The sequence below is a fragment of the Providencia sp. PROV156 genome (assembly GCF_028480905.1).
Lineage (GTDB): Bacteria > Pseudomonadota > Gammaproteobacteria > Enterobacterales > Enterobacteriaceae > Providencia > Providencia hangzhouensis.
This window is the reverse complement of record NZ_JAMPPE010000001.1, coordinates 169080-181614: the sequence shown is the minus strand read 5'-3', so window position 1 is coordinate 181614 and position 12535 is coordinate 169080. Positions and strand designations below refer to the sequence as shown.

9 protein-coding genes are annotated in these 12535 nt (G+C 41.7%); 5 read left to right on the top strand and 4 right to left on the bottom strand.

The features are described from left to right. Positions 1–32 precede the first annotated feature (32 nt). Entirely contained in the window at positions 33–3191 is a 3159-nt protein-coding gene (locus PSF31_RS00790) for an efflux RND transporter permease subunit (protein WP_004260435.1), read from the bottom strand. Positions 3192–3206: 15 nt separating this feature from the next. Next, complete coding sequence (locus PSF31_RS00785; protein ID WP_004260432.1) at positions 3207–4394, bottom strand: efflux RND transporter periplasmic adaptor subunit; 1188 nt, start codon at positions 4392–4394, stop codon at positions 3207–3209. Between the two features lie 134 nt (positions 4395–4528). On the opposite strand from PSF31_RS00785, the gene acrR reads away from it, so the two are divergent. From acrR to mscK, 3 genes are all read left to right on the top strand, one after another. Beyond that, positions 4529–5179, top strand: coding sequence for a multidrug efflux transporter transcriptional repressor AcrR (acrR, locus tag PSF31_RS00780; protein WP_004260429.1), 651 nt, complete (start codon positions 4529–4531; stop codon positions 5177–5179). 12 nt (positions 5180–5191) lie between these two features. Continuing rightward, positions 5192–5545 carry a DsrE/DsrF/TusD sulfur relay family protein gene (locus PSF31_RS00775; RefSeq protein ID WP_004913652.1) on the top strand — a complete coding sequence of 118 codons (354 nt, stop codon included), beginning with the start codon at positions 5192–5194 and terminating at the stop codon, positions 5543–5545. Between the two features lie 108 nt (positions 5546–5653). Beyond that, entirely contained in the window at positions 5654–9031 is a 3378-nt protein-coding gene (gene mscK, locus PSF31_RS00770) for a mechanosensitive channel MscK (RefSeq protein WP_164561185.1), read from the top strand. 5 nt (positions 9032–9036) lie between these two features. Here mscK and PSF31_RS00765 read toward each other — a convergent pair whose 3' ends face one another. Both PSF31_RS00765 and priC read right to left on the bottom strand, forming a co-directional pair. Then, positions 9037–9213 (bottom strand): DUF2496 domain-containing protein, encoded by a 177-nt coding sequence (locus PSF31_RS00765; RefSeq protein ID WP_096863268.1) that lies wholly within the window; start codon positions 9211–9213, stop codon positions 9037–9039. A gap of 18 nt (positions 9214–9231) precedes the next feature. Continuing rightward, the gene (gene priC / locus PSF31_RS00760) at positions 9232–9780 is read right to left on the bottom strand and encodes a primosomal replication protein PriC (RefSeq protein WP_096863267.1); all 549 of its coding nucleotides are present in this window, start codon (positions 9778–9780) and stop codon (positions 9232–9234) included. Between the two features lie 142 nt (positions 9781–9922). Between priC and apt the strand changes: the two genes are divergently transcribed. After that, on the top strand, positions 9923–10474 hold the full coding sequence (gene apt, locus PSF31_RS00755; protein WP_036958374.1) for an adenine phosphoribosyltransferase: 552 nt from the start codon (positions 9923–9925) through the stop codon (positions 10472–10474). Positions 10475–10586: 112 nt separating this feature from the next. Further along, on the top strand, positions 10587–12530 hold the full coding sequence (gene dnaX, locus PSF31_RS00750; RefSeq protein WP_096863266.1) for a DNA polymerase III subunit gamma/tau: 1944 nt from the start codon (positions 10587–10589) through the stop codon (positions 12528–12530). Positions 12531–12535 lie beyond the last annotated feature (5 nt).

Sequence of the window (12535 nt, the reverse complement as noted above, 5' to 3'; positions counted from 1 at the left end):
TGAGTGGCTCTTTTCGATTTATCGATCAGCAATTATTGTGCTGTTGGTGGATGGCTGTGTTCAATATCTTCTGATTTCTTCGAGAAACGGCGACGGATCACCACGAAGAATACAGGAACGAAGAAGATAGCCAATGAGGTTGCGGCAAACATTCCCCCAAGAACACCAGTACCTACTGAGTTCTGGGATGCAGAACCTGCACCGTTACTAAACACCAGTGGGATAACACCTAACATAAATGCTAAAGATGTCATCAGAATTGGTCGTAAACGCATTTTAACTGCATTCAGTGTTGCTTCGACTAACCCTTTACCTTCTTTTTCCATCAAGTCTTTGGCGAATTCAACAATCAAGATTGCGTTTTTCGCCGATAGCCCAATGGTTGTTAAGAGGCCCACTTTAAAGTAAACGTCGTTGTCTAGACCACGAACACTGGTAAACAGTAACGCACCAATAATACCTAATGGAACAACTAACATAACTGAGAATGGAACTGACCAGCTTTCATAGAGAGCCGCCAAACACAGGAAGACCACTATCAAGGAGATTGCGTACAGAGCAGGGGCTTGGTTACCTGCTAAGCGTTCTTGATATGACATACCTGTCCACTCGTAACCAATTCCTTCAGGCAGGTTTTCAGTGGTGAGTTTTTCCATTAACAGCATCGCATCACCAGTACTTTTCCCTGGAGCTGCCTGACCTTGAATGTTCATCGCAGGGACACCGTTATAACGCTCTAAACGCGGTGAACCATACTTCCAAGGATCTTTGGATTCGTCCATAAAGGCAGAGAACGGAACCATTTTACCTTGGTTATTGCGAACATACAGGTTACTGATGTCAGAAGGTAACATACGGCTTTCTGCGTCACCTTGTACGTAAACTTTCTTCACACGACCACGGTCGATAAAGTCATTCACGTAGCTTCCACCAAACATAGAGCTCAATGTTGCGTTGATATCACTGATAGCGACACCTTGAGCCTGTGCTTTTTGTTGGTCAATATAAATACGGTATTGCGAGGTATCATCCTGACCATTTGGACGAACACCTTGAAGCATTTCTGGGTGCTGAGCAGCTAATCCAAGTAACTGGTTGCGGGCTTGCATCAGTTTATCATGCCCCAAGTTACCTTTATCGACTAACTCAAAGTCAAACCCGTCTGCGGTACCTAACTCAACAATCGCTGGTAGATTAAAGGCGTAAATCAGTGCCTCTTGTTTTTGTGACAGTGCGATATTCGCACGTTGTACAATCGCATCAACGTGGTTTTCATCGCCTTTACGTTCGCTCCAATTTTTCAGAACGACGAAAGCGAGACCCATGTTTTGACCTTGACCTGCGAAGCTAAAGCCCCCAACGGTAAAGACCGACTCAACGTTTTTGGCTTCTTCGGTATGGTAGTAGTTATTCACTTCATCCAATACCGCTTGGGTTTGTTCTTGCGTTGATCCTGGTGGTAATTGGATCATTGACAAGAATACCCCTTGGTCTTCCGCTGGTAAGAAAGAAGACGGTAAGCGGACGAACATGAACGCCATACCAACCACTAACAGCAGGTAAATCACTAAATAACGGCCCGTGCCGTTAAGCATACGGCTTACACTGTCGGTGTAGTGGTGTGCTTGTTTTTCAAATGTGCGGTTAAACCACCCAAAGAATCCTTTTTGGCTACCATGGCTGCCTTTTTCAATTGGCTTCAACATGGTGGCACACAGTGCTGGTGTTAAGATCATCGCAACCAGTACTGATAAGATCATGGAGGATACAATGGTAATTGAGAACTGACGGTAAATTGCCCCTGTAGAACCTCCAAAGAAGGCCATAGGAATAAATACCGCAGACAGCACCATTGCAATACCGACTAACGCACCTTGGATTTGACCCATTGATTTTTTGGTCGCTTCTTTTGGTGACAAGCCTTCTTCTTGCATAACACGCTCAACGTTCTCAACAACGACGATGGCGTCATCGACGAGAAGCCCGATGGCGAGTACCATCGCGAACATGGTCAAGGTGTTTATGGAATAACCAAATGCCGACAAGATAGCAAAGGTACCTAACAATACGACAGGTACTGCAATCGTTGGTATCAGTGTTGCACGGATGTTTTGTAGGAACAAATACATAACGACAACAACCAGCATGATTGCTTCTACTAACGTTTTAACCACTTCGTTAATTGAAATTTTAACGAATGGGGTCGTATCGTATGGATAAACAATCTCTAATCCTTGAGGGAAGAAAGGCTTCATTTCCTCAAGTGCAGCGCGGACGTTATTAGACGTATCTAAAGCGTTAGCTCCGGTTGCCAGTTTAATACCGATACCTGCTGCTGGCTTACCATTAAAGCGGGCAATCGTACTATAGTTTTCAGCACCTAATTGGACATCAGCAACATCTTTAATACGCACTTGTGAACCATCCTGGTTTACACGTAATAGAATATTGCTAAATTCTTCAGGGCTATTTAAACGTGTCTGCGCAATGATAGAAACGTTTAAACGCTGGTTTGCTACAGACGGTGAACCACCGAGTTGCCCTGCTGCGACTTGGTTATTTTGTACCTTGATCGCATTAATGACATCTGTTGTGGTCATGTTGTACTTAACGAGTTGCTCTGGTTTTAACCAAATACGCATTGCATATTGGGTACCGAACAGTTGAGTTTCACCTACACCGTTAACTCGGCTAAGTGGGTCTTTAATATTTGACCCTACGTAGTCGGCAATATCGTATTGCCCCATTGAGCCATCGCTAGAAACGAAACCCGCAACCATTAAGAATGAACTAGTTGATTTATCGACACTAATACCTTGCTGCTGAACTTCTTGTGGCAACAATGGCATCGCCAGTTGCAATTTGTTTTGCACCTGTACTTGCGCGATATCACCATCAGTTCCTGCTTCAAATGTCAGCGTAATGCTAGCAGAACCTGATGAATCACTGCTCGATGACATATATACCAAGTTATCGATACCGTTCATGTTCTGTTCGATAACCTGCGTTACTGTATTTTGTACCGTCTCAGCATCCGCTCCCGGATAGTTAGCTGAAATAGAAACAGCCGGTGGCGCGATGGTCGGGTACTGCGAAACAGGTAACTGGATAATTGCCAACAGACCAGCAAGCATGGTGATAATTGCAATTACCCACGCAAAAATTGGTCTTTCTATAAAAAACTTAGGCATTAATCAGCCGCTCCCTTATTTAGACTTTTCTTCAGGTTTTGCCTGATTGTCTATGGATTGCGTTTCTAAGTTTGCTTCCTTAGGATTCACAACAATTCCTGGTTTGATTTTTTGTAAGCCGATGACAATGACACGATCACCTGCTTGTAGACCTTCAGTTACCAGCCATTTGTTGCCAACTGCTTGTCCTGCTTTAACTTTTCTGACTTCAACTTTATTCTCTGCGCCAACAACCATGACTTGAGAAGTTCCTTGAGCCGTACGAGTCAAGCCTTGTTGTGGAACTAGAATCGCCTTTTCAATAACACCGTCTTCTAATACAGCACGAACAAACATACCTGGAAGTAACTCTTTGTTCGGGTTAGGGAACATGGCTCTCATGGTGATAGACCCTGTTGTTTCATCAACAGTGACATCAGAGAATTCCAGAACACCCTTTTGTGCGTATTCTTGACCGTTGTTGTTGATCAAACTGACAGGTGCTTTCCCTGATTCTCGCTGTACAGCGCCTTTCGCTATCTCATTTTTGAGACGTAAAAAATCGTCACTCGATTGTGTTACGTCAACATAGATAGGATCAAGTTGCTGAACACGCATTAATTCAGTGGCTTGTCCTGTAGATACTAAAGCCCCTTCAGTCACATTCGATTTACCGGTACGGCCGCTGATCGGTGCAGTTACTTTGGTATAATTCAGGTTGATACGTGCCGTTTCAACCGCAGCTTCAGCCGCTTTGACGGCAGCAAGTGCTTGTGCATAGGTTGAGGTTGCTTCGTCGTATTCCTGACGACTAATGTAATTAGTACCTAACAATGGTTTATAACGCTTCACCGTTAATGCAGCCAGATTCGCATTGGCTTGTGCTTTTGCAAGTTCCGCTTTTGCGCTGTCATAGGTTGCTTGGAATGGTGCTGGGTCAATTTGGTATAAAGATGTCCCTGCTTCTACGTCGCTACCTTCTTTATAGTTGCGTTTCAATATGATGCCACTAACCTGAGGGCGAACCTCGGCAACACGAAATGCGGATGTACGGCCTGGTAACTCGGTTTTGAGAGTCAGAGGTTCGGCTTTAAGCGTAACAATTCCTACTTCAGGCGCCGGGCGTTCTCCGCCACCTTGTTGTTCATCGTTACAACCAGATAAAGCCAAGCCACCTGAAAGAACTAACAGAGCCAGAGGTAACACCCCTCTGTTTTTTCGCATAAGTTAACCTCAATTAATCAATATGAGTTCAAAACAAAAATAAGAAAAATGGTAAACAATATGATTTATCACTATGCTATAGTACAAACATACACGAATGTATGTAAATCAGCTTTCGATAGAAACGGGTCACAATGGCACGAAAAACTAAACAACAGGCTGAAGAAACCCGTCAGGAAATATTAGATGCTGCCATCAAAACATTCTCTGAACGAGGAGTTTCTGCCACATCATTAGCCGATATTGCAAAAGCAGCGGGGGTTACCCGAGGTGCAATATATTGGCATTTCAAAAACAAAGTTGATCTTTTTTATCAAGCTTGTGAATTTGGTGATAACCAAATAGTACAAGCTGAAGAATATTATCGTTCTAAATATACCAATGATCCACTTTCAATACTAAGAGAATTATTAGTTTATATTTTGACTGATTTTATTGAAAGCCCTAAAAACCGCGCTTTGATGGAAATTTTCTTTTTGAAGTGTGAATTAGTTGGCGAAATGGCAGAGTTAGTTGATTTTAAACGCGCTAATTATGTCGCAAGTCAATGTCGAATAGTTGATAACTTGACTGCCTGTATTGATGCAGGTCAACTTCCTGCTGATCTTGATGTGGAATGTGCTGCGATTATGATCCGTTCATTAATGTCTGGTTTGTTAGAAAACTGGCTACTCCAATCAGAAAATTTTAATATTAATCAACATACAATTACATTGGTTGATACACTATTAGAAACACTAAAATGTAATACCGCAATCCGGTTAAAACCCATTCAAACTGAATAAGTGGAGTACAATATGACCTCTATTTTGATTATTGCTAATGGCGCACCTTACGGCAGTGAAACATTGTTCAACTCATTGCGATTAGCGATAACGTTAAAAGAGCAAGAGCCGCAGTTAGATTTAAAAATATTTCTGATGTCAGATGCTGTGACCGCAGGTTTGGCAGCTCAAAAGCCGAAAGAAGGCTATAATCTTCAACAAATGTTAGAGATTTTAACGGCACAAAATGTCCCCGTTAAATTATGTAAAACTTGTACAGATGCCCGAGGTGTAAGTGAGTTAACCCTTGCTGATGGTGTTGAGGTAGGCACGTTAGTCGAGCTTGCAAGCTGGACATTAACGGCAGATAAAGTATTAACTTTCTAACATTTTACGTAAAATGTGTTTAATTAGGTGAAAGTAAGTGTTGGTAGGCGACTATCGGCACTTTGGTTTAATTAAACAATATTATTATTTGTATAAAGGAATGCCATTATGATGAAACAACAATGGAAGTGGCGGCAGTTAGTATCAATAACACTGTTTTTTTTCATCATATCTTTTTCTAGTTCAATTACGGCATTAACATCAAATAACTTACCTGATAAGAATGAAATAAAAAGTGCGCTCAACGCATTGAATAAAAAAAGTTCACTCAGTGAGGAAGATAAACTTGCTCTCGCTGATCTGGAAAAAACCTCAGATTTTTATAACGAGCTGGATAAACTCGAACAGCGAACGGCTGAACTGCAAAAAAAACTGAATAGCGCGAGTGAAGAATCGAAACAAGCAGCACAAGGTTTGTTGCAAATAAAAAATGAAAATGAGCAACGCACCGAAAATTTCCTACGAAAAATACAAGATAGTTCTCTTTCACAATTAGAAGTATTACAAGCCTCTTATTTAGAAAATCTGCAAACAGAACAAAATGACCTTGCAACATATAGTAGTCAATTAATTGGCTTACAAACGCAGCCTGAAAGGGCGCAAGCGATGATGTTGGAAAATGCGAGGCGCTTACAAGAAATTCGCAATGAGCTAAATAGTTCATTGAATGAATCTGTGAATTTAAGATCTACTCAAATTACCATGCTGCAAGTTGAACAGTATTTATTGCAGCAACAAAATGAATATCAAAAACGTATTCTACAGGCTAACACTCAATTACAAGATGTGCTGCAAAAACAACGTGATTATACCGCAGCATATATTGAGCAATTGGAACACCATATTCAGCAAGTACAAAATGCGATTAGCCATCGCCGACTAAATGACTCCCAATCAACGGTACGCGAGGCGCTGAGTACTTCTGAAACCGATATTGAAGCGCAACAGAATCCCATTATTCAAAAAGAAATTGCGATTAATAATGCGCTCAGTGACCGTTTAATCGCAGTGACCGAAAATAGCAATAAACTGGTGCAAAATGGTATTCGAGTTAAAACATGGCTTGAAAGAGCGACGCAGTCCGAACGAAATTTAAAAGAGCAAATTAATGTATTACGCGGTAGCTTATTGCTCTCACGAATTTTATTTCAACAACAAATTGATTTGCCGCCAGACATTCTAACTAAAAATTTACCCACAACGATTGCTGATTTGCGGCTTGAGCAATTTGATATTAACCAACAGCGTGATGAGCTTTATCAACCTAATGATTATATTACTAAGTTGGAACAGCAATTTGAGGTAAAAACAGGGGATGAGCTGGCAAATAGCGCATTATTATCCGCTGAGGATAAATCTACGTTATTGAAACTATTGGAAGTACGTCGTGGGTTATTAGATGAACTCAACCAGCAGCTTGGCGGGCAAATTTCCCAAGCAATCAACTTGCAACTTGATCAAAACCAATTATTGAGTGTAGTGGGGTCTCTTGAAAATACCTTGGCGCAGCAAATATTTTGGGTGAATAGTAATAAACCGATGGATTTGGAATGGGTTAAAGGTTTTCCAGAAGCTGCGGCAGCACAGATTCATAATTTTGATTTTAGTTTATCGAATCGTAGTATTAAGCGTGGAGTGACGGCTTCATTATTGGTCGTTGTTCCACTGGTTTTAGTCGCATTACTGTTTATTTGGTTTAATCGCAAAATTAGTAACCGACTGCAGGATATTGACCAACGGCTTTCCAGCTTACGTAATGACAGTGTATTAAGTACCCCGTTGGCACTGTTGTTAACATTAATGCAAACATTACCTATTTCACTGTTTTTACTGGCATTTGGCTATTGGTTTTTGAAAACAGGGAATGTGCAAGGGCCATTCTTTTGGCAATTTTGCCAACAATTGGCGATATTTTGGGCATTATTTGAGCTGACTTTCCGAGTATTAAAACCACAAGGTATTGCACAAAAACACTTTGGTATCGAAAAAGAAAAAATATCCCAGACTCGACGCAGGATGATCAGGCTATCTATTCCTCTATTGCCACTCATTTTCTTTTCTACTTATGGCGTTAGCAACCCACTGAAAGTGTCTGAGGACGTAATTGGCCAGTTGATCGTGCTGGTTTCTCTTATTCTACTGTGCATCTTTACTATTCCATTTTGCAAACAAGTTTGGCAAGAGAAAGGGAGTCACTTAACGCGCAGTATCGTTGTGACATTGTTGACATTTTCGCCATTAATTTTAGTGGGCTTAATGATGGCGGGGTATTATTACACCACATTGCGCTTGGCAAACCGTTGGATAGACAGTTTATACCTATTACTCCTATGGTATATCACTTATAGCGCGTGTTTGAGAGGCTTAACACTGGTTGCTCGTAAATTAGCATATCAACGTGCCATAGAACGCCGTGCGATGTCGAAGCAAGAAGATACTGAAAACGAGCCAATTAAAGAGCCACCAATGACTATTGAGCTGATTAGCCAGCAATCATTGCGTCTCACAACAATGGTGTTATTTATTATTTTCGCTTTAGCGTTTTATACGATTTGGTCTGATTTTATAACCATTTTCTCTTTCTTAGATAGCGTGAACTTATGGAGCTATACCGCCACATCGGCAGAAGGGGGAAATATCTTACAATTCGTGACGTTAGCGAATTTAATTTTAGCTCTTGTGATTATCATTGTGTCTTGGGTAATGACGCGAAACCTCCCTGGACTACTGGAAGTGTTGGTATTATCACGGTTAAAACTCCGTCAGGGCTCTACTTATGCAATCACGACAATATTAACTTATATTATTGTCGGGATTGGGGCGATCGCCTCATTAGGTATGATTGGCGTGACATGGAACAAATTGCAGTGGTTGGCAGCAGCTTTAACCGTCGGGTTAGGGTTTGGTTTACAAGAAATTTTTGCTAACTTTGTTTCAGGGATCATTTTACTGTTTGAACGGCCGATCCGTATTGGCGACACCGTCACTATTGGGACCTATTCAGGAACAGTCAGTAAAATTCGCATTCGTGCGACAACCATCGTTGATTTTGATCGCAAAGAAGTGATCATTCCTAATAAGGCTTTTGTGACTGAACGTCTGATCAACTGGTCGCTATCGGACACAGTCACACGTATCACCATAGCGATCGGTGTGGCATATGGCTCTGATCTTGATAAAGTGAAACGCGTTTTATTGTCTGCGGCAACCAATAATAGCAAGGTAATGACTGAACCCGCTCCTAATGTCTATTTCACCAGTTTTGGTGCAAGCACGTTAGATCACGAATTACGTTTTTATGTACGGCAGATTGGTGACCGTGGCGTAACCAGCGATGAAGTGAACCGTGCGATAGACAAACTATGTCGAGAAAACGATATTGATATTGCATTCAATCAGTTAGAAGTGCATTTACACAATAGTAAAGGTGATGAAGTGCAAGAAGTGAAGCGAACACCTAAAGATAGTGATGATAAAACTCACTAAACTTATTAAGTTTCTTTGGTGCAGGCAGTTTTTACTGCTTGCACTTGTTTTGCAATATAATCATTTTTCACGATTTCAAGTGCTTTGAGAACCACATCAGCTTCTATCTCAGACGTCTCTAATAAGTAGATTAAATCAACAGCAAGTTGGATTTCTTGTGGAGCATCCTTGAGTGAACTCATACTGATTCCTTCTAAGATTTAATCAAAATATTGATTTTCTTGATGTTCAATGGCTTTCTCAATACGCAAAAGTGCTTGGCGGCAACGGTACAAACGGCCTGCGAGTACAGCGAGTTCTTTTTGGCACCGGTGCTGCGAACGGTGGTCGGTTAGCTCACTTAAATGAAGTTCTTTTTCACTCACCATGGCCTGCAAGCGTCGTTCATAGTCTTGGTGTTGTGATAAACGTTCATATAAATCAACTTGTTCCTTTTTCTTAGTAAAATTTGATTCTTTTTCACGTAAAGCTTGTGTAGAGATCTCTCGTGAAATTGCCTGCATTTGATGGACGATTTTTTCAGTAAGAAAATTAACTTGCTCAGTATGGTTTAACGTTACGCTATGGCACAATTGCTGGTACAACGTCTGTAATTCATTTTGGCAATCCCCTAAACGGGTTGATTTGCGGCTAAACAATTGCATATCGAAACGTGAATGTGAAAACTCAAGGTCTTTTATGGGCTCCACTCGTGTTTTCAATTCATCAATTTGCTTTTTTAACGCATCCAAAAGAGCGGAAATTTTCATTTTTTGTTCTCATTAAATGTGAAAAATAGCGGAAAATTGATATTCAGCAACAAAACTGATGCCAAATTGACGGCTTCTTATTGCATTTTTATGGTACTTTACATAGATTCTACACTTTCGTGTTTACTACATGGCTTTTATTATGACCGCTAAAGAGCAACAACTGCAATTGATTAAAGAAAGTATCGCATCTATCCAAGATTATCCAATCGAAGGTGTGATCTTTCGTGACATTACGACTTTATTAAATAACCCTGCTGCATACCAAGCAACGATTGATATGTTAGTGGAACATTATCAAAATAAAGGCGTCACTAAAATTGTAGGAACTGAAGCGCGTGGTTTTCTATTCGGCGCTCCAGTTGCATTACGTTTAGGCGTAGGTTTTGTCCCTGTACGTAAAAAAGGGAAATTACCACGTGAAGTATTGAGTATGACTTACGACCTTGAATATGGCACGGATACACTTGAAATCCATAAAGATAGTATCAGCCCTGAAGATAATGTCTTAGTGGTTGATGACTTACTTGCCACAGGTGGTACAGTGGAAGCGACAGTTAAAATGATCAAACAACTCGGTGCTAATGTTGTTGATGCCGCATTTATCATCTGTTTACCTGACCTTGGCGGCGTTGAGCGCCTGCAAAAAGAAGGTGTTTCTTCTTATAGCCTTGTTGAATTCCCAGGCCACTAATCTTTATTTTCCCTCTATTTTTATCACAGTCTCGCTGTATAGGTTGAGGCTGTGGTAGCATGGTACTATGATTATATATATTCACGTACCATGTTAAATGACAGTGGAATCCATGAGCTATCAGGTACTTGCCCGTAAGTGGCGCCCCCAAAAATTTTCAGACGTTGTTGGCCAACAGCACGTTTTGACTGCACTCGCTAATGGGCTAACGCATCAGCGGCTTCATCACGCCTATCTTTTCTCCGGTACACGTGGTGTAGGAAAAACGACGATTGCTCGCCTATTTGCCAAAGGCCTTAATTGCGAAACAGGGATCACTGCATCACCTTGTGGTAAATGTGCCAACTGCCTTGAAATAGAACAAGGGCGATTTGTTGACTTAATTGAAATTGACGCGGCTTCCCGAACCAAAGTCGAAGATACTCGTGAATTATTAGACAACGTCCAATACGCGCCGGCACGTGGGCGCTTCAAAGTTTATTTAATTGACGAAGTACACATGTTGTCTCGTCATAGTTTCAATGCGTTATTAAAAACCCTTGAAGAACCGCCTGAACATGTGAAGTTTTTGTTGGCGACGACGGACCCGCAAAAACTCCCCGTGACCATTTTGTCTCGCTGTTTGCAATTCCACCTAAAAGCATTAGATGTCACGCAAATCAGTGAACAGCTTGAACTTATTCTGAATGCAGAAAATATTGAACATGACCAACGAGCTCGCCAGCTTATTGCAAGAGCGGCGGATGGCAGTTTACGTGATGCATTAAGCTTAACTGACCAAGCCATTGCGATGGGGCAAGGGAAAGTAACGGCTGATATAGTTAGCCAAATGCTAGGAACCCTTGATGATGAACAGCCATTAGCGATTATTGAAGCGTTAGTACGTGCCGATAGCATGGCGGTGATGGAACAGGTAGAGCAAGCTGCTAGTCGCGGTGCGGATTGGGAAAACTTGCTGGTGGAAGTTTTGTCGCAATTACACCGTATCGCGATGATCCAACTGCTTCCTGCTGAACAAGAAACAGACCCATCATCGACAGAAGGGCGGCTACGGCAGGTCGCAAGGGTAATTTCTCCTGCAGATCTCCAACTGTTTTACCAAACGTTATTAGTTGGAAGAAAAGAACTCCCTTATGCTCCTGAGCGGCGTATGGGGGTTGAAATGGCATTGTTACGTGCATTAGCTTTTCATCCGAAAAATGTGATTGCTGAAATTGAAGCTCCACCAAAAGTTATTACGCAGGCGGCTGTTCAATCGGCATCGCCTGCTGCACCAAATATGGTGCAAAGGGTGCCTCCTGTTCAAGCACGAGCAGAAAATCTGCCAGACAATAGCCCAACGTTACAGTTATTGAAGGCTAGGCAGGCGCTACAATCTCCACAAAGTGAGGATCCTAGCCCAAAAAAGGCTAAACCGGTGATGCCTGAAAGGGCTAAGCCGGCGGCATCAGCACTGGAAAGGCTGGCCGCCGTGACCAGCAAACATCAACAAAATGTGGTAAATAAAGCGGCTCAGGCAGCAAAACCACAAAAACCAAAGCAGTACCAATGGAAGCCTCAAAATGAAGAGGCGATGGCACCAAAAGAGGCAATAACAACGCCAAGTGAAATCAAAGAGGCGTTGGAATATGAAAAAACGCCTGAATTAGCCGCTAAAATTATTGAGGAAGGGCGAATTCGTGATAGCTGGTCTGGGAAAATTGCAAAATTAAATATTCCCAAGCTGGTTGAACAATTAGCTTTGAATTCATATATAGAAGAATTAAGTGAGTCGCAAATTGTTTTACATTTGCGCTCGGCTCAGAAGCACCTCGATAAACCATCGGCACATAAAGCGTTGGAAGAAGCTCTGAGCGAACTATATGGTCGTACTGTTGAACTGAAAATCGTTCATGATGATAATAGCGAGGTGAAAACCCCGCTAGAATGGCGACAGGCGATTTATGAAGAAAAACTGGCACAAGCGCGCCAGTCTATTATTGCGGATAAAACGATTCAAAAACTGCGCTCAATGTTTGATGCGCAATTAGATGAAGAGAGTATTCGCCCCGTTTAACGCTA

Bases quoted from the DNA above. Each gene is read 5' to 3' on its own strand.
- acrR (WP_004260429.1), top strand. From the start codon at position 4,529: ATGGCACGAAAAACTAAACAACAGGCTGAAGAAACCCGTCAGGAAATA.
- PSF31_RS00785 (WP_004260432.1), bottom strand. From the start codon at position 4,394: ATGCGAAAAAACAGAGGGGTGTTACCTCTGGCTCTGTTAGTTCTTTCA.
- apt (WP_036958374.1), top strand. From the start codon at position 9,923: ATGACCGCTAAAGAGCAACAACTGCAATTGATTAAAGAAAGTATCGCA.
- dnaX (WP_096863266.1), top strand. From the start codon at position 10,587: ATGAGCTATCAGGTACTTGCCCGTAAGTGGCGCCCCCAAAAATTTTCA.
- PSF31_RS00765 (WP_096863268.1), bottom strand. From the start codon at position 9,213: ATGAGTTCACTCAAGGATGCTCCACAAGAAATCCAACTTGCTGTTGAT.
- priC (WP_096863267.1), bottom strand. From the start codon at position 9,780: ATGAAAATTTCCGCTCTTTTGGATGCGTTAAAAAAGCAAATTGATGAA.
- PSF31_RS00790 (WP_004260435.1), bottom strand. From the start codon at position 3,191: ATGCCTAAGTTTTTTATAGAAAGACCAATTTTTGCGTGGGTAATTGCA.
- PSF31_RS00775 (WP_004913652.1), top strand. From the start codon at position 5,192: ATGACCTCTATTTTGATTATTGCTAATGGCGCACCTTACGGCAGTGAA.
- mscK (WP_164561185.1), top strand. From the start codon at position 5,654: ATGATGAAACAACAATGGAAGTGGCGGCAGTTAGTATCAATAACACTG.